Origin of the sequence: Phycicoccus jejuensis, from assembly GCF_000720925.1 — a bacterium.
Classification (GTDB): domain Bacteria; phylum Actinomycetota; class Actinomycetes; order Actinomycetales; family Dermatophilaceae; genus Phycicoccus; species Phycicoccus jejuensis.
Genome location: NZ_JOEE01000007.1, coordinates 209,222 through 227,624, shown reverse-complemented (window position 1 = coordinate 227,624; position 18,403 = coordinate 209,222). Strand labels below are relative to the sequence as shown.

The 18,403-nt window shown below is 73.7% G+C and carries 12 protein-coding genes; 10 read left to right on the top strand and 2 right to left on the bottom strand.

The window, feature by feature from the left end; translation table 11 throughout:
• Nucleotides 1–57 precede the first annotated feature (57 nt).
• The 5 genes from pth (at nt 58) to IG69_RS0114555 (ending at nt 5,347) form a co-directional block, all read left to right on the top strand.
• Nucleotides 58–660: an aminoacyl-tRNA hydrolase gene (gene pth, locus IG69_RS0114575; RefSeq protein WP_030528905.1), complete on the top strand. Its 603-nt coding sequence runs from the start codon at nt 58–60 to the stop codon at nt 658–660.
• A gap of 282 nt (nt 661–942) precedes the next feature.
• Nucleotides 943–2,430 (top strand): sugar transferase, encoded by a 1,488-nt coding sequence (locus IG69_RS0114570; RefSeq protein WP_051750596.1) that lies wholly within the window; start codon nt 943–945, stop codon nt 2,428–2,430.
• Nucleotides 2,431–2,531: 101 nt separating this feature from the next.
• Nucleotides 2,532–3,407, top strand: coding sequence for a sulfotransferase family protein (locus IG69_RS0114565; protein WP_030528903.1), 876 nt, complete (start codon nt 2,532–2,534; stop codon nt 3,405–3,407).
• Nucleotides 3,404–4,402: a glycosyltransferase gene (locus IG69_RS0114560; RefSeq protein WP_157577620.1), complete on the top strand. Its 999-nt coding sequence runs from the start codon at nt 3,404–3,406 to the stop codon at nt 4,400–4,402. Before IG69_RS0114565 ends, IG69_RS0114560 begins: the two co-directional genes overlap by 4 nt.
• Before the next feature lie 42 nt (nt 4,403–4,444).
• On the top strand, nt 4,445–5,347 hold the full coding sequence (locus IG69_RS0114555) for a sulfotransferase (protein WP_169742072.1): 903 nt from the start codon (nt 4,445–4,447) through the stop codon (nt 5,345–5,347).
• A gap of 23 nt (nt 5,348–5,370) precedes the next feature.
• On the opposite strand, the gene IG69_RS0114550 is transcribed toward IG69_RS0114555, so the two are convergent.
• On the bottom strand, nt 5,371–6,312 hold the full coding sequence (locus IG69_RS0114550; RefSeq protein ID WP_051750595.1) for a glycosyltransferase family 2 protein: 942 nt from the start codon (nt 6,310–6,312) through the stop codon (nt 5,371–5,373).
• Between the two features lie 146 nt (nt 6,313–6,458).
• Here IG69_RS0114550 and IG69_RS21175 point away from each other — a divergent pair, with 146 nt between their 5' ends.
• The 4 genes from IG69_RS21175 to IG69_RS0114530 are packed head-to-tail and all read left to right on the top strand — an operon-like array spanning nt 6,459 to nt 13,393.
• On the top strand, nt 6,459–9,071 hold the full coding sequence (locus tag IG69_RS21175) for a hypothetical protein (protein WP_051750594.1): 2,613 nt from the start codon (nt 6,459–6,461) through the stop codon (nt 9,069–9,071).
• Complete coding sequence (locus IG69_RS0114540; protein WP_030528898.1) at nt 9,068–10,615, top strand: Wzz/FepE/Etk N-terminal domain-containing protein; 1,548 nt, start codon at nt 9,068–9,070, stop codon at nt 10,613–10,615. The genes IG69_RS21175 and IG69_RS0114540 overlap by 4 nt, the downstream gene beginning before the upstream one ends.
• Nucleotides 10,612–11,838 (top strand): hypothetical protein, encoded by a 1,227-nt coding sequence (locus IG69_RS0114535; protein WP_030528897.1) that lies wholly within the window; start codon nt 10,612–10,614, stop codon nt 11,836–11,838. Before IG69_RS0114540 ends, IG69_RS0114535 begins: the two co-directional genes overlap by 4 nt.
• Complete coding sequence (locus IG69_RS0114530; RefSeq protein ID WP_051750593.1) at nt 11,828–13,393, top strand: oligosaccharide flippase family protein; 1,566 nt, start codon at nt 11,828–11,830, stop codon at nt 13,391–13,393. The genes IG69_RS0114535 and IG69_RS0114530 overlap by 11 nt, the downstream gene beginning before the upstream one ends.
• A gap of 1 nt (nt 13,394) precedes the next feature.
• Here the strand turns inward: IG69_RS0114530 and IG69_RS0114525 are convergent, their stop codons facing one another.
• Entirely contained in the window at nt 13,395–14,402 is a 1,008-nt protein-coding gene (locus IG69_RS0114525; protein ID WP_157577618.1) for a glycoside hydrolase family 26 protein, read from the bottom strand.
• A gap of 230 nt (nt 14,403–14,632) precedes the next feature.
• Between IG69_RS0114525 and IG69_RS20375 the strand changes: the two genes are divergently transcribed.
• On the top strand, nt 14,633–18,304 hold the full coding sequence (locus tag IG69_RS20375; protein WP_157577616.1) for a PKD domain-containing protein: 3,672 nt from the start codon (nt 14,633–14,635) through the stop codon (nt 18,302–18,304).
• Nucleotides 18,305–18,403: the final 99 nt, after the last annotated feature.

The window sequence follows — 18,403 nt, the reverse complement described above, 5'->3', positions numbered from 1 at the left end:
GGTCCGCACGAACCGGGCCCCGTCGGCGTCCGCGGCGCGGATGGCAGAATCGACCCCGTGACGGACACCGGACCCTGGCTCGTCGTCGGACTCGGCAACCCCGGTCCGCGCTACGCGGGCAACCGCCACAACGTCGGCGCGATGGTGGTCGAGGAGCTGGCCCGCCGCTCGGGCGACACCCTGCGCACCCACAAGGCGCGCGCCACCGCCGCCCAGGTGCGCCTCGGCACCGGCCCGGGCGGGGTGCCCGGCCCGTCGGCCGTCGTCGCCGTCCCGTCGTGCTACATGAACGAGTCCGGCGGCCCGGTCAAGGCGCTGCTGTCGTTCTTCTCCGTGCCCGCCGAGCGGCTCGTCGTGGTGCACGACGAGCTCGACATCGACGCCGGGTCCGTGCGGCTGAAACGCGGTGGGGGAGAAGGCGGTCACAACGGGCTGCGGTCGATCTCGTCGTCGCTCGGCACCAAGGACTACCACCGCGTCAGGGTGGGCATCGGCCGTCCGCCGGGACGGATGGACCCCGCCGACTTCGTGCTGCGTGACTTCTCGCCGACGGAGCGCAAGGAGCTGCCGTTCCTCCTCGACGACGCCGCCGACGCCGTCGAGCAGCTCGTCACCCTCGGCCTCCTCGACGCGCAGCAGCGGGTGCACGCACCGCGCTGACCTGTACGGACCTGCCGTCCCGCGCGCTACCCGCTCCGGATCAGCGTTCCGTCAAGATTCCGTCAGTGAACTTCCACGAAACGTCTGCGGGGCGTCTGCCGCAGGCGCTAGAGTCCACCCCAGACGTCACGACCGGAAGCAGGGCCGGCCGCGACGTGAGGAACGACGAAGGTGGCTGTCCGGTAGCAGGGGCCGACGCCATCGTCGCTCTTCGAATACCATCGATTTGCAGGGGTCGACGGTTCGATGAGCATTGCTCAGGAAACTCATGGACGTTCCTCGGTGTCACCGACGCGCGTCCCGCACATTGATCTGGCCTCTTTCGGCCACGCCCAGGTCAGGGCCGGTCTGGCCGCCTGGGAGAAGCGCTACCGACGCGCGGTCGTCGCGGTCGATGCGCTGGCGGCGGTCGTCGCCGTCGTCGTCGGCATCCTGGGGCGCAACGCGGTCTTCGGGTCCGCGCAGACGATCCCGGGGCAGGTGGAGTCCGGACAGCTGACGCTCGTCGTCGTCGCGCTCGCCTGGCTGGTCGTCCTGGCGCACAACGGTGCCTACGCCGCGCGCTACATCGGGGCGGGCACCGAGGAGTACCGCGCGGTGACGCGGTCGGCGGTGGGGCTCGTGGCCCTCGTGGCCTTCGCGTCCTTCGCCCTCCAGCTGGAGTTCTCCCGGGGGACGCTCTTCCTCTCCGTCCCGGTGATGACCGTGACGACGCTCGCCGGGCGGCACGCCCTGCGGCGCCGGCTGGTCCGGGCCCGGCTCGCGGGGCGCAACCTCCGGCCGACCGTCGTCGTCGGCGACGCCCGGGCGGCGCTCGAGGTCGCGCACCGCATCGAGCAGGACCCGACGACCACGGGGATGAAGGTCCTCGGCGTCTGCGTCCCGGACCCCCAGGACCACGCGCTGCGGCACGACCCGGGCGTCAAGGTGCTCGGCACCGAGGCCGACGCCCTGAGCGTCGTCGACCGTCTCGGCGCGAGCGCCGTCGCCGTCGCGAGCAGCCCGACGATGTCCGGGCACGCGCTGCGGCGCCTCGGCTGGGCCCTCGAGCAGCGCGACGTCGACCTCCTCGTCGCCCCCGGCGTCGTCGAGGTCGCCGGCCCGCGCCTCACGATGCGCCGTGCGGCGGGTCTGCCCATGCTCCACGTCGAGCGTCCGGTCCAGAGCGGCTGGCGCTACACGACCAAGCTGGCCGCCGACCGCATCCTCGGCGCCCTGGCCCTCCTCGCGCTCTCGCCGGTGCTCATCACCCTCGGGGTGATGGTGCGTCGTGACTCCTCCGGCCCCGCGCTGTTCCGTCAGGAGCGCGTCGGCGAGGGCGGCCGCGTCTTCTCGATGTACAAGTTCCGCACGATGGTCGTCGACGCCGACCGGCACCTCGCCGGCCTGGAGATGCAGAGCGACGGCAACGGCGTCCTGTTCAAGATGCGCACCGACCCCCGGGTCACGAAGGTCGGCGCCGTGCTGCGCCGCTTCTCCTTCGACGAGCTGCCGCAGCTGATCAACGTCGTCCGCGGCGAGATGTCGCTCGTCGGTCCGCGCCCGCCGCTGCGCGACGAGGTCGACCGCTACGAGAGCGACGCCGTGCGCCGCCTCCGCGTCCGCCCCGGCATGACCGGTCTGTGGCAGGTGTCGGGCCGCAGCGACCTCTCGTGGGTCGACTCCGTCCGCCTGGACCTCTGGTACGTCGACAACTGGTCGCTCGCGCTCGACGGCCAGATCCTCCTGCGGACGGTCAAGGCGGTCGTCCGGGGCAGCGGCGCATACTGACCCGCCGGCCGCAAGCGTGCGCCGGCCCACCACCCGCAAGACCCCGAGGAGACACCCATGACCGCGTCGACAGGCACGACCGCCGAGGCGGTGGGGGGCCGATGAGCATGTCCTTGCGCGAGCGCGTCCCCACCCCGCTGCACGGTCTGGCGCGCACGTCGTACGCCAGGCTCGGTCAGGCCACCCCCGGGCTGCGGATGCTGCCCTCCTTCGTGGTCATCGGGGGGCAGCGGTGCGGCACGACGACGATCTTCAAGCACCTGACCGAGCACCCCCAGGTGTTCCGGCCCGGTGTGGAGAAGGGGGTCGACTACTTCTCGCTGCACTACGACCGTGACCTCGACTGGTACCGGGGGCACTTCCCGGTCGAGCGCCTCGCGCGGCTGCGCACGCAGGGCCACGGTGCCCCGCAGGCCTTCGAGGCGTGCACCTACTACATGTTCCACCCCTTCGCGATCGAGCGGCTGGTACGGGACCTGCCCGACGTCAAGCTGGTCGCGATGCTGCGCGACCCGGCCGAGCGTGCCTTCTCGGCGTACAAGCACGAGCTCGCCCGCGGCTTCGAGACCGAGACCTCCTTCGAGCGCGCCCTCGACCTCGAGGACGAGCGGCTGGAGGGCGAGCTCGAGCGGATGGCCGCCGACGTCACCTACGAGAGCCACGCGCACCGCCACCAGGCCTACCGCCGGCGCAGCCAGTACGCCGAGCAGCTGGAGCGGGTCCTCGAGCACGTCCCGGCCGACCGCCTCCACGTGCTCGACAGCGAGTCGTTCTTCGCGGCCCCCGCCGACGAGTACCGCCGCGTGACGGACTTCCTCGGTCTCGACGCGTGGCAGCCTCCCCGCTTCGAGCAGCACAACGCCCGGCCGAGCAAGCCGATGCCCGAGCACGTCCGGGCCCGCCTCGACGCCCACTTCGTCCCGCACGACGAGGCCCTCGAACGGCTGCTCGGGCGGACCCCGGGCTGGCGTCGGTGACCTCGTCGGGCTCCCCGTCCGTCCGGCCCGGCGGGTCGCTCCCGGTCCTCCTCGTGGCGTCCACCGGCGGTCACCTGGAGGAGATGATGCGGCTGCGCGAGCGGCTCGGCCTCACCCCCGCCGACTGCGAGTGGGTGACGTTCGACGACGACCAGTCCCGCACCCTCCTCGAGGGTGAGCGCGTCCACCACGTCGAGCACGTGCCGCCGCGCGGCTACCTCGCGGCGGCCCGGGTGACCAAGGACGCGCTGGCGCTGGTGCGCCGTGGCCGGTACGCGCAGGTGCTGTCGACGGGGGCGGGTGTCGCCGTGCCGTTCTTCGCCGCGGCCCGGGTACGGGGCCTGCCGTGCCACTACATCGAGAGCGCCGCGCGGGCCGAGGCCCCGAGCACCACGGGTCGCGTGCTCGAGCGGGTCCCGGGGGTGCGGCTCTACACCCAGTACCCGGGGGGCGCCTCGGGGCGCTGGACCTACGGGGGGTCGCTCTTCGACGGCTTCGAGCGCGCGGACGACCGTCCGCAGCGCTCCCCGTCGAAGGTCGTCGTCACCCTCGGGACGATGCGCACCTACGGGTTCCGGCGCGCCGTCGAGCGGCTCGACGCGCTGCTCCCCAGGGTGTGCGCCCCGGACGTCGAGGTGCTCTGGCAGACCGGGGCCACCGACGTGACCGGGCTCGGCATCGCGGGCCGCGACCGCGTGCCGGCACCCGAGCTGCGCCAGGCCGTCCGCGAGGCGGACCTCGTCGTCGCGCACGCCGGTGTCGGGTCCGCGCTCGTGGCCCTCGACGCGGGGCGGGTCCCCGTCCTGCTCCCGCGCCGTGCCTCGCACGGCGAGCACGTCGACGACCACCAGCAGCTGATCGGCCGCCACCTCGACGAGCGCGGCATCGCCCTCGGTCGCGAGGTGGCCGACCTCGACGAGCACGACCTCGTCGCCGCGTCCGCCGCCGGTGTGCGGAGGGCGGCCGCCCCTCGTCCGTTCGTCCTCCAGGGCTGAGCGATGGACACCGTCGAGACCCGGCGGCCCCACAATGGGCCGGTGCCGCGCCCCCGGATGACCGCTCGTCCCGTCCTCGTCACGGGGATGCCCCGCTCGGGGACGACGTGGCTGGCGCGCCTCCTCGCGCTCTCGACCAACGGGGCGCTCGCCGGCCGCGAGCCGATGAACACGCGCGGGCGCCGGCAGTACGCCCTCGGGCGCACCGTCGACGGCTGGACGCGCCTGGAGGAGCCGACCGCCGCGCAGGCCCGGGCGCTGCGGCGGGCCTACACGGCGACGACCCCGATGGTCTACAGCCGCTACGGGGTGCGTCGCTGGGCGGCCCCCCTCCCGTGGAGCACGCTCGTCGTCAAGGACCCCTTCGCGGTCCTCTCCGTGCCGGCGGTCCACCGGGTGACCGGGGCCCGGCCGGTCGTCATCCACCGGCACCCCGGCGCGATGCTCGTCAGCTACCGCCGCATGGGATGGCTGCCCGACGTCGAGGAGATCCGGCCCGTCGTCGAGCGCTACCGCGCCACGCGGGACGCCTCCGACCCCGAGGTCCCGCACCTGCCGGCGGGTGCGGCCCTCGACGGCGCGGTGGCGATGGGCTGGTTCTGGTCGGCGCTCTACGCGATGGCCGTCGCCGACCTGTCACGCGCGCCGGGCACTCTCGTCGTGGCGCACGAGGACCTCGCCACCGACCGGGACGCCTGCGCGCGGCTCTTCGACGAGCTGGGGCTCGGGTGGAGCGCCGCCGTCGACGCCGAGCTCGGGCGCGAGGGGGCGACGGAGCAGGCGGCGACCAAGCTCCACAACTTCGACCGCTCGCCGGCCGAGGCGGCCACGTCGTGGCGTCGACGCCTGTCCGAGACGGAGATCCGGGACATCGAGGACATCACCGCGCCCGTCCGGCTCCTGGTCGACGCCGCGACGACGACCAGTCGGGACGGGCAGCGGTGACGCCCGCGTCGTGCGGCCGGGGCTCAGACGCCGTGGCCGCGGCGGTTCAGCTCGCGCTGGATCCACTCGCCCGAGACGCCCGCGCAGACGAGCAGCGCCAGGACCCATCGACGCTCGCGGGGGTTGCGACGGGCGCAGCGCCACGTCCAGCGCAGCGCCTCGCGCCGCTCGCCGAGGACCGCGTGGCCGAAGGCGAGCTTGCCGTACTGCAGCCCGGCGCCGATCGTGTCGGCCTCGATCTCCGGGTGGTTCGCGAGCAGCCACGTGTGGGCCTCGTTCTTGTCGCGCCACGCGTCGTTGAAGTAGGAGCTGGCACCCCAGCGGATGCCCACGAGCGGCTCGTCGACGTGGACGATCGGCGCGCTGCGCGCCGCGCGCAGCAGCAGGTCCCAGTCCTCGGCCATGCTGCGGGGGAGGGTCTCGTCGACGAGCCCGAAGCGGTCGAGCATGGCGTCCCGTCGGAAGACGAACGACGACGAGTGCAGCATCGCCATCCGCGAGCGGGCCATGTCGCCCACCGTGATGACGTCGCGCTCCGCGAGGCGCACCGTGCTGCGGTCGCCGTAGTCCACGCGCATGGCCGTGGTCACGAACTCGGCTCCGGCAGAGCCCACCAGGAGCTCGACCTGCCGGCGGAGCTTGCCCTCCAGCCAGACGTCGTCGTCGTCGCAGAACGCGACGAGCTCGGTGTCCAGCGCCAGCACGCCGGTGTTGCGCGCGCCGGCGAGTCCCGGCGTGCGGTGGTTGACGGTCACCGCGACCTCGCGCCCCGGCTCCGCCGACTCGAGCTCGGTCTCGGGCTCGCTCCGGTCGTAGACGAGCTGGACGCGGATCCGGCCGGGGTAGTCCTGCCCGAGGATCGAGGCGAGGGCCTCGCGCATCAGCTGCGGGCGGTTGTGCGTCGCGAGCACCACGCCCACGTCGGGCCACTGCGTGGCGTCGTCCCCTGCGCCGTTCGGCTGCATCGCGGCCGCTCCTCGTCGTCGTCCGGGGCTCGCCCCGGTCGGGCCGCCTCCGGCTGCGCCACTGTAGTCAAGACCGTCGGACGCGGGGCCCCGGTTCGTGTCATCCTGCGTCGGTGGACCTCCTCCTGGGGCGGAGGCCGCCGGCCGTGACGGTCACCCCACTCCGCGCACTCCGCCCGCCGCTGCCCGCGCCGGCGACCGCTCCGGCGGTCCGTCGGTCCGGAGCCCTGCGCCCGGGGTGGCCCCTCGTCTGGATGCTCGTGGGCTTCCCCCTGTGGTGGGTGCTCGGCATCAGCAGCTTCGTCGGCCACGTCTTCGCCGTCGTCATGGTCCTCGAGATGGTGCGGATGCGCCGGCTGCGCGTCCCCCGGGGCACGGGCACGTGGCTGCTCTTCCTCCTCTGGGTGGTGGCCGGGGTCATCGTCCTGCAGGTCGTGGCGCCGCACACCGTGCCGGAGACGTCGATGGGCCGCTACCTCTCCTGGGCCTACCGCTTCGGGTGGTACGCCTCCGCCACGGTCGTCCTCGTCTACATCGGGGCCGTCCGGGAGCACCTGACCACGACGCGCATCGCCCGGGCCGGCGCCGCGATGTTCCTCACGATCGTGGCCGGGGGCTGGCTCGGGATCCTCCTGCCCCAGCTCGCGTTCCCGTCGGTCCTCGAGATGGCCCTGCCGCGTGGTCTCACGCAGGTCCAGTTCATCGAGTTCCTCGTCCACCCGGAGGTCGTGCAGGACTACGCGCAGGCGGTCACGTCCCACCCCCGGCCGAGCGCGCCGTTCAGCTACGCCAACATCTGGGGACTGAACTTCGCCTGCTTCCTCCCGTTCTTCCTCCACGCCTGGTTCGGCCCCGACGCCGGGTGGCGCCGCCGCCTCGCGCTGCCCGTCCTCGCGCTCGCGACGGTGCCCGGTGTGCTGTCGCTCAACCGCGGGATGTGGATCGCGGTGGTCGCGATGGCCGCGACCGTGGCGCTGCGCTCGGCGGCGCACGGCCGGCTGCGCTCCGTCGTGGCGCTCGCGGCGGCGGTCACCGTGCTGGCCGGCGTCGTGCTCTTCAGCCCGCTCGGGGCGCTCGTCCAGTCCCGGTTCGACAACCCGACGAGCAACGACGGGCGGGCCACGCTCGCGACGCTCACTGTCGAGAGCGTCGTCGAGGGGTCCCCGGTCATCGGCTTCGGGTCGACCCGCGACGCCGTGAGCTCGTTCTACTCGATCGCGGGAGGGACCTCGCCGAGCTGTCCCCTGTGCACGCCGCCCGCGCTGGGGACGCAGGGGCAGGTCTGGCTCGTCGTGTACTCGCAGGGCGTCGTCGGGCTCGTCTTCTACCTGTCCTTCCTCGGGCTGTGGCTGCTGCGCGGGCTCCGGCTGCCCTCGCGCACCGCGACGCTCGGGGTGTGCGTGCTGGTGGCGCAGGCCGTCACCCTGCCCTTCTACGACTCGATCGGGATCTCGACCGTGGCCGCGCTCATCGCCGTCGGCCTCATCTGGCGTGCGGACGACGAGCGGCGGCGCGCCGCGAGCCGCCTGCGCCCGGACGACGAGTACACCCTCGGCGGCTACGTCGGCCTCGTCCGGCGCCACGCCCTCCTGCTCGTCCTGGCCTCCGTCGCCGGGCTGGGTGGCGGGGTCGCCTACCAGCTCGCGCAGGGCCCGCAGTCGGTGGCGACGGTGAGCATCGTCGTGCCCCGCGAGTCCGAGCTCGCCGACGTCGGCCGCGAGGCCACCCTCGACACGCTCGCCCAGCTGGCGAGGGACACCCAGGTGACGACGGCGATGGCGGCCGCGGCCGAGCACCCCATCGACCCGGACGACCTCTACGTCTCCGCCGACCCCAACTCGCGCATCCTCAACCTGCGCTACGCCGGCAGCGAGCCCGGCGCCGCCCTCGCCGCCATCGACGCGGCGGGCGACACCGTCCTGCGCCTGCGGGGGGCCCTGCTCGAGGACGAGCGCAAGGACGCCGTGGCGCAGTTCGACGCGCGGTACACCTCGGGCATCGCGGCCATCAGCACGGTCGACGGCTCGCTCGACCAGCTCAAGGACGCCGGCGACCGCACCACCCTCCGCGTGCTCGACGAGACGCGGGGAGTCCTCCTCGACAAGGCCGGCCGCGCCGCCGGCCAGGGAGCCCGCGCCGCCGTCATGCCCCTCGAGGCCGGGACGGTGGTGCGTCCGCCCAGCGTCAGCGTGTCACGCGACGCCATGGTCGTGTCCGCCGGGACCGGGCTGTTCGCGGGGCTGCTCGTCGGCCTGCTCCTCGCGCGGGTGCGCGGTCTCGTGGGCGCCCGGATCGCCCGGGTCCGCGACCTGTCCGGAGCCGCCGAGGTCCCGCTCCTCGCGACCCTGCCCGACCGGTCGGTCACCGCCGACGGCCGCACCTACGTCGACCACGAGCTCGCGTGGGCCGCGGCCGTCGACGCCGTCCGCCTGCACTCGCCGGCCACCGTCCTCGCCGTCGGGGAGGACCCACGGGCCCTCCTCGTCGCCGAGCTCCTCGACGGGTACGCCCACCAGAACCGGCGCCGGGAGTCGGTCCACCGCCTCGGCAGCGACGACGACGTCATCGTCGTCGCCACGTCCTCCACCCGCCTCGGACGGCTGCGACGACGCGTCGCCCGCCTCCGTCGGAGCAACCTCGACGTCGTCGGGGTCGTCCTGCTCCAGCGCCGTCGCCCGGGCTGGGGTGCCCGGGTCCGCGCAGCCATCACTCCCAACAGAAAGGAACTCCAGTGGAGTCCCTTCCCACCGAAGAAGTGAGACTCGGCCTGCTGGCCGACGCGATGAGGAACCGCTGGCGCACGATCGTGCTCACGGCGCTCCTCGTCGGTGCCCTCGGGGCGCTCGTCGTCCTGCGGCTGCCGGTCGCCTACACGTCGACCACCGACGTCCTGCTCAACCCGACGCCGGGCAACGCGCTGACCACCGACTCCTCCCGCAGCGGTGACCAGATCAACGTCGCGATGCAGACCGAGGCCGGGCTCGTGAAGTCCCCGCCGGTCGCGGACATCGTCGCCGTGGCGATGCGCGAGAAGATCGAGGCCGCCGCGTCCGAGGTCGAGGTGTCGGTGCCGCCGAACACCCAGATCGTGCGCATCGAGTACACCGGGGACTCGCCGCGCACGGCGCAGCGCTTCGCGTCGGCCTACGCCGACGCCCTCCTGCAGTACCGCCGCAACCAGGCGGAGTCCAACGTGACCGGCCAGCTCGACCTGCTCAAGCAGCAGTCCGACACCGCCTCGGCGGGGCTGAAGAAGGCCGCCGCCTCGGCGGGCGGCACGGACCCCTCCGCGGAGGCCGTCGCCCAGGTGCAGCTCTACACCAACCGCCTCGCCACGCTGCAGGACCAGATCGGGACGCTCGAGGCGACGCCCGTCGCCCCGGGTACGGTCGTCACGCCCGCGTCCCTGGCCACGGCGAAGGACGGCCTGCCGGTCGTCCTCCTCGTCGTCGTCGCCGTGCTCCTCGGCCTCGTGCTGGGCCTCGGTCTCGCCATCTGGCGCGAGCGCACCGATGACCACATCCGCTCGGCCGCCGACGCCGACGTCGAGTCGCTGTCCGTCATGGGGCTGGTCCCCGCCGGGCTCGGCAACGGCAACCAGGGCATCGTCACCAAGGACGGCGGGGCCCTGGCCGACGCCTACCGCGGCGTCCGTGCCTCGCTCTTCGCCCAGGCGCCGGCCCCCGCGGTCGTCGTCGTCGCCGGTCTCGACGAGACCCTCGAGCGGGCCGGCCACCGCGTCGCGGTCAACCTCGCGACGAGCATCGCGGTGAGCGGCCACTCGGTCTGCCTCGTCGACGCGACGCTCGCCGACGGGTCGATCGAGGAGCTGACGGGCGTGGAGGGCGGCTACGGGCTCGCCGACGCCATCGCCGACAGCGGTCCCGTCCGCGTCCCGGTCGCCGAGGCCTGGGGCGGCTACCACGTCGTCACGGGCGGCTCCGTCGGTCGGTCGATCCGCGAGCAGCTGGCGAGCAACCGCCTGCGCGAGGTGCTGGACCACCTGGCCGCCCGGCACGAGTACGTCGTCGTGGCCGCGCCCGTCATCAGCCTCTCCGAGACCAACGAGCTGGCCCTGGCCTCCACGGGGGTGGTCCTCGTGGCCGCCGACCGTCGCTCGCTGCGTGACGACGTCCGCCGGACGGTGCGCCGCGTCGGCCACCTCGGTATCTCCGTCCTCGGGCTCGTCAGCGTCCAGTACGCGCGGCGCGAGCACGAGGCTCCGGTCGTCGCCAAGCAGGTCGAGGACACCGCTCCCGTCGCCGGGTCCGAGGACCTGCGGGTGGCCAAGGGCGGCGCGTGAGCAGCTCTGCCGCACGGCATCCCACGACGGCCGGCCCGCGGGCCGGCCGTCCGGGCCTGGAGTACGTCCGCGGGGTCGTCGGGTCCATGTACCCCGGCGCCTCGGTCACGGTCGGCCGGCGGCCACGGCACGCCGACGCCCGCGCGTGGGCGCTCGTCCCCCGGGCGGCCGACCCGCGGCTGCTCGTCCCGACCCGGAACCGCGCGGTCGCCGGCGCCGTGGTGTCCGGCCTCGGCGGTGGCGGTGCCCGGGGCGTGGCGGTGTCGCTCCTCGGCCGCGCCGCCCGCAGCGGCCTGCTCGGCCTGCTGCCGCACCTCGTCGTGGCGCCCCGACCGGGAGCGCCGGCCCTCGACATCCTCCTCGAGGAGGTCCTCGGCCGGCCGGTGACCCTCGCGATGGGCGTGGGGCGCGTCCGCGCGCTGCAGAAGCCCGTCCTGCGGGTGCTCGGCGACGACGGCTCGACGCTGGCGTTCGCCAAGGTCGGCGTCGACGCCACGACCCGTGCCCTCGTCGACCACGAGGCAGCCGTCCTCGGGCGGCTCGGGCGGGTCGAGGTGCACCACCTGGTGGTGCCCACGGTGCTCGCCCACGAGGGGTGGGAGGGTCTGTCGGTGCTCGTGCAGTCCCCGGTGGGCGGCCGCGGGAGGGTGACGCCGTCGCTGGTGTCCGCCGCGGCGGTCGAGCTGGCCGGGCTCGACGACACCGTCCGGTCGCCCGTGGGAGCGCAGGGGCCCTGGAGCGACCTCGTGGACCGGGTGCGCCGGCTCCCCGCGTCCGGTCCGGGGCAGGTGCTCGACCGCACCCTGGCCCGGATGGCGGCCGGGGCCGACGGGACCCCGGTCCCGTGGGCGTCGTGGCACGGCGACTTCGCCCCCTGGAACATGGCGCCGGCCGACGGCAGGCTCGCGGTGTGGGACTGGGAGGGTCACGGGGGTCCGGTGCCGGCCGGCAGCGACCTCCTCCACCACCGCCTGCAGGAGCTCGTCGTCGTCTGCGGCGTGCACCCTCGCGCCGCCGTCGCCGAGCTCGAGCGCGAGGCCGACGGGCTGCTCGCGCCCTGGTCGCCGGCGGACCCCGCGCTCGTCCTCGCCCTCTACCTCGTCGAGCTGGCCCTCGGGTACCTCGAGACCGGCGACCACCAGACGCGGCTCTCGCGGCTCGAGGAGTGGCTCGAGCCCTCGCTCGCCGGACTCACCGCCGGACGGTGGCCCGGTGGCCGGTAAGGACGTCGGCACCTCGCCGGTGGACCTCGCGCCCGACGACGCCGCCGACGTCCCCGTCGCCGCCACCGGCAGGGGCGCGGCCGGCGTGGCCCGCGGCGGCGCCGCCAACCTGGCGGGTGCCGTCGTCAACGCCGTCGTCGGCTTCGCCCTGACCGTCGTCGTGGCCCGGGCGCTGCCCCAGACCGAGGCCGGTGTCTTCTTCGCCACCACCTCGGGCTTCCTCGTCGTGGTCACCGTGGCCCAGCTCGGCACGAACACGGGGCTGGTGTACTTCCTCTCCCGCGTGCGGGCGCTCGGCCGACCGGGCGACGTGCACGCCCACCTGAGGGCCGCCGCCGTCCCCGTCCTCGCCTGGACGCTCGTGCTCTCGGTCGCGTTCGTCGTCGCGGCCCCCGCGGTCGGGCGGCTGATCAGCGACGACCAGCCCGAGGCGACGGCGACGGCCGTCCGCGTCCTCGCCCCCTTCCTCCTCGTCGCCTCGGTCGAGAACCTCGCGGTCTCCGCCACGCGCGGCCTCGGGACGATGCGCCCGACGGCCGTCGTCACGCTGGTGGTCCGGCCGGTGGCGCAGCTGGCCCTCGTCGCGCTCGCGACCCTGACCCTCGGTCCCTCCGGGGCGGTGGGGGGCTGGGCGGCGAGCTACGTCGTCACGGCCGCCATCGGCACGGTGTGGGCCCTCCGGCTGCTCTCGCGCACGGCGCGGCCCGGCGACAGCGGGCGGCGGGGGCGCGAGTTCTGGTCGTTCACGTGGCCGCGCGCCATCATGGCGGTGGCGCAGATGGCGATGCAGCGCCTCGACATCGTCCTCGTCGCCGCCCTGGCCGGCGCCGTCCCGGCCGCCGTCTACGCGGCGGCCACGCGCTTCGTCGTCGCCGGGCAGATGGGCAGCCAGGCGGTCACGCTCGCGGCGCAGCCGCGCTTCGCGGAGCACCTCGCCGTCGACGACCGCGACGCGGTGGGCGAGCTGTACCGGTCCTCCACCGCGTGGCTGGTGCTGATGACCTGGCCGCTCTACCTCGCCCTCGCGGCCTTCTCGACGACGGTCGTCCACATCTTCGGCGGCGACTACGACGCCGGCGCGAGCGTCGTGGTGATCCTCGCGGTCTCGCTCATGCTCTCCTCGCTCCTCGGGATGGTCGAGGTGGTGCTCACGATGTCCGGACGGACGACGTGGACCCTTGTCAACACCCTGCTCGGCCTGGGGGTCCAGATCGGTCTCGACGTCGTGCTCATCCCGCGGTACGGCATCGTCGGGGCCGCCGTCGGGTGGGCGGCCGCGATCGTGCTGCGCAACCTGCTCGCCCTCGCCCAGGTCACCTCGGCCCTGCGCCTGCACCCGTTCGGCGCGCCCACGGTGACCGCGGCCCTGCTCGGTCTCGTGGCGGCCGGGGCGCCCCTGGCGGCCGTCCGTGTCCTCATAGGCGACGACCTCGCGGCGTTCGGCGTCGGGCTGCTCGTCGCCGGGGTGCTGTACGTGGCCGGCTGCGCCGTCCTCCGGCGCCGCCTGGGCCTCACCGAGCTGGCGTCCGCGCTGCGCTCCCGGCGGCGCCGCTGAGTCAGCGGACGGGTCGGACGTCGAGGTCGGCGAACACGTCGGAGGCGGCGAGGGCGCGGATGGCGGGCCGGAGGGCGGGGACCGCGCTGAAGCGGTAGTCGCAGCTCGCGATGCCGGTGTGGTCCCACAGGCCGACCGCCACGACGTCCGGGTGGCGGCGCAGCACGTCCGGCATCTCGGCGTACCAGCGGGCGGTCAGGGCCGGGTCGTCGGGGTACACGACGCTGCCGGTCTCGCTGACCATCTTCGGCTTGGTGACGTCGATGCCGAGGCCGGGGCCGTTCTGGCGCAACCAGTCGTCGAACACCGAGAAGGACTCCTCGAAGGACACGTGGCGGTCCGTCGAGAGCCGGTCCGCGCGGCACCCGGCCGGGTTGTAGACGTCCCAGCTGATCCAGTCGACGACGTCGTTGCCCGGCCACATGCGGCTGGCCCGCTCCAGGGTGGGGACCGTCCCGGAGGCGACCCAGACCCAGACGACGTTGCTGGCCCCGGCGCGCTCGTAGACGTCGTGGACGTGCCGCCACGCCGCGACGAAGTCCTCGGGGCCGCCGAGGGCCGCCTTGGACGCCTGGTCCATCTCGTGCTCGTAGGTGACGAGGACCGGCGCGCGCAGCGCCGCGATGGCCCGTCCCTGCGCCTCGAGCTCGGCGTCGTGCCGCCCCTCGGCCACCGCGGACCACGAGAGGTCCTCGCGGGAGCTGCCGGTACGCGTGTCGACCGACAGGTGCAGCAACCGCCCGGAGGCCACGATCGCCCGCTCCTCGTCCGTGGGGAAGGCCTCGTCGATCTCGTGGAAGCGGTAGACCATGCCGAAGGGCCGGCCGGCGTAGTCGTCGGCGGCGGCGAGCAGCGCGTTCTCGGGCCGCTCGGTCGTCGTGCCGAGGACGACGCCCCCGCAGCTCGGACGTCCGTCGTCGCCGAGCGGGCACTGCCACGGCAGGCGGCAGCCGCCGAGGGACGCCACCGCGAGCAGCGCGACGACGGCCAGGAACGCCCTGCCCCGCATGAAGGTCTCCATCCCGCCGGTCCCGGAGTCGTCCGCCGAGCGTAGGCCAGCGACCTCGGTGCGGCGTGACCGGTGCGGACCCTGAGAGCTGCCCGACACGCAACCGTGACCGAATTGACGCATTCTGCTTCCCGAATGCCGGGGGGCGTGTCACCATTCGGGGGCGCGGGGTCTGCAGGGGACCTTTCAGCGGCTCGCCGCTGCGCGTGGAGCAGTGCAGGGAGAACTCCATGAAAGGTAACCCCATCGGGGCCTTCGTGGGCATCGCGTCCTTGGTGCTGGCCGGACTCGTGACGTCCGCGCCGGCTGCCTCGGCGACCGTGCCCTCCGCCCCTCCGCCCACGGCCTCCGCGATGGTCGACGAGGTGCCCTCCACGGCCACCCCGTCGGTCGACGACGGTGACGTGCGCTCGATCGCCAAGGTCGGGTCCACGATGGTCATCGGAGGGACGTTCACGACGATCGGTGGGGTCGCCCGCTCAAACGTCGCCGCGTTCAACCAGTCCACCGGGGCGCTCAGCCCGGTGAACTTCAACGTCAACGGGCCGGTCTACGCCGTGCACCCGGGCCCGACGGCCACGACGGTCTTCGTCGGCGGCGACTTCACGAGCGCCGGCGGGGCGACCCGCCGCGACATCGCCCTCCTCGACCTGACGACCGGGCAGGCCGTCGCGTCGTGGAACCCGCCGACCAACAACTTCGGCTTCGTCAACGACATCGTCGTGCGCGGCAACCGCGTGTACATCGGTGGGACCTTCACGAAGGTGGCGGCCAAGGACCACGCCGGGCTCGCGAGCCTGGCCCTGTCCAACGGCGCCATCGACCCGTACATGAACGTCCAGCTCACGGGGCACCACAACGACACCGGGTCGGGGGCCCAGGGGTGGACCGGCGTTGTCGCGCTCGACGTCACGGCGGACGGCTCGCGGATGGTGGCGGTCGGCAACTTCAAGTACGCCGACGGGCTCCTGCGCGACCAGATCGTGCAGGTCGACCTCGGCGCGACCGCGGCCGTGCGCACCGCCTGGAACACCAACCGGCTGAGCGACCAGTGCTTCAACTGGGCCTTCGACAGCTGGGTGCGCGACGTCTCGTTCTCGCCCGACTACTCCTTCTTCGTCGTCAGCGGCACCGGCGGCGGCGTGCGCGGCACCCTCTGCGACGCGGCCAGCCGCTTCGAGACCGACACCGCCTCCACGGACGCCCAGCCCACCTGGGTGTCGGAGTCCGGCGGTGACACCAACTGGGAGAACGCGATCACGACGAACGCGGTCTTCGTCGGCGGTCACCAGCGCTGGGCCAACAACCCGACCGGCGTCGACTACGCCGGTCCGGGCGCCGTCCCACGCCCCGGCATCGTCGCCCTCGACCCGATCAGCGGCCGTCCGCTGTCGTGGAACCCGGGCCGCAACCCCGCCGGCGTCGCGGTCTACGCGCTGCTCGCCACGCCCGAGGGCATCTACATGGGGTCCAACTCGATCTGGGTCGGCAACCGGCAGTACAAGCGTCCGCGCATCGTGTTCTTCCCCTACGGCAGGACGCAGCTGCACACGACCGCGACCGGCTCGCTGCCGGGCCGGGTCTTCCTCGGCGGCTCGACCGGAGGCTCGACGAACGTCCTCTACCGCGTCAACGCCGGTGGTGGCAGCGTCCCGTCCTCCGACACCGGCCCCGACTGGACCGACGACAGCGGCGCCAGCACCTTCCGCAACAGCAACAGCAACGCGGCGGGCTGGGACAGCAACCGCACCGTCGACGCCACGGTCCCGGCCTCCACGCCGGGTGCCATCTTCGACAGCGAGCGCTGGTCGCCCAACGACAGCCCCGCGATGCAGTGGGCCTTCCCGGTCGCCGCGGGCACACCGATCCAGGTGCGGCTCTACTTCGCCAACCGCTGCTCGTGCACGAACACGGCGGGCAAGCGCTCGTTCAACGTGGCCCTCGACGGCACCCAGGTGCTGAGCAACTTCGACATCGTCGCGAGCGTCGGTGACCAGAAGGGCACGATGAAGGCCTTCGACGAGGTCTCCGACGGCACGGTGAACATCGACTTCTCGCACGTCGTCGAGAACCCGCTCGTCAACGGCATCGAGATCATCCGCACGGACGTCACCCCGACGCCCCCGACCGACGGGCTTGCCTCGGTCCCGCTCACCACGACGGGCACGAGCGGGGCTCCCCGCACCGAGCCCACGGGTGGCGTGCCCTGGGCCTCGACCCGCGGCGCGTTCATGGTCGGCTCGACGCTGTTCTACGGCTCGACGGACGGGTTCCTCCACCGCCGGACGTTCGACGGCACGACCTTCGGCGCCGACGTCACGGTCAACCCGTACAACGACCCGAAGTGGAAGGACGTCGACAACAACCTGGGTGGCACCTACAACGGTGCGGTGCCCTCGCTGTACGGCCAGCTCAACAGCGTGACCGGCATGACCTACTCGGCCGGCTGGATGTACTACACGCTGAAGAACGACAACACCCTGTACGCCCGGTGGTTCTCGCCGGACAGCGGCATCATGGACGAGCGCGTGCGCACGGTCACCTCGAGCGTCGGGTTCGCCGCCGCCGACGGGATGTTCGTGAGCGGTGGCAAGCTCTACTACGCCAGCTCGACGGACGGCGCGCTCTACTCGGTGCCGTTCGACGGCTCGGCCGTCTCGGGGTCGCCGACCAAGGTCAGCGGCGCCGGCGTCGACGGGGTCGACTGGCGCAACCGCTCGCTGTTCCTCTACGGCGGCCCGCCGGCGAACGAGCGTCCGACGGCCTCGATCGGCACGCCCTCGTGCACCTTCCTCGCCTGCGGCTTCGCGGGCACCGGGACGGACACGGACGGGACGGTCACGGGCTACTCCTGGTCCTTCGGTGACGGCGGCACGTCGACGTCGCAGAACCCGTCGTACACCTACGCGGCGGCGGGGACCTACACGGTCACCCTCACCGTGACGGACAACCAGGGCGCCACCGGGACGACGACGCGCAGCGTCACCGTCGCGGCCCAGCCGGCCAACGTCCTGCCCACGGCGTCGTTCACCTCGTCGTGCACCGACGGGACGTGCGTCTTCGACGGCACCGGGTCCTCCGACCCGGACGGCACCATCGCGTCCTACGCCTGGACCTTCGGGGACGGCGGGACGGCGACGACCGCCTCGCCGAGCCACCAGTACGTCGCGAGCGGCACCTACTCGGTGGGGCTCACCGTCACCGACGACCGTGGCGGGAGCAACACCGTCACCAAGTCGGTCACGGCCACCGTGCCGGCGCCGACCAACCCGGCGTCCTTCGTCGGGGCGGCCAGCTCCGCGGCGGGCGCGGCGAAGTTCAAGGCGGCCACCGTGCCGGCGACCACCCAGGTCGGCGACACGATGCTCCTGTGGCTGACCACGCCGTCCTCCGTCACGTGGACGGGGCCGACCGGGGTCACCGGCTGGACGCAGGTCGACACCTTCGTCAACGGCACCATCCGCTCGACGCTCTGGCGCAAGCAGGCCGAGGCGGGCGACGCGGGCAAGGCCGTGCGGGTCGACGACTCGACCGGGTTCCGCCTGGGCAACCTCTCGGTCGCGGTCTACCGCAACGTCGGCGGCGCCCTCCCGGTCGCGGTTCGTACCGGGGACTCGGGGACGAGCACCCACACGACGCCGACGACGACGGCGCAGGCGGGTGACTGGGTGGTCAGCTACTGGTCCGACAAGTCCGCGACCACGACCGACTGGGTGCTCCCGACGTCGGTCACCTCGAGGCTCGAGCAGACCGAGGCCACCGGGGGTACCCGGTTCAGCGTCCTGGTCGCCGACTCCGGCGGGCCGGTCACGGCCGGTCAGGTCGGCGGGAACACCGCCACGAGCAACTCCACGAGCGACAAGACCGCCCTCTGGACGGTCGTGCTCCACCCGGCGGGCTGAGGCCACCGGATCGACCGGACGGGGTCGGCTCCTGCGGGAGCCGGCCCCGTCCGCACGTCCGGGCGCGGATCATGCGGCGCCGCAGCGGCGTGCGGGCCG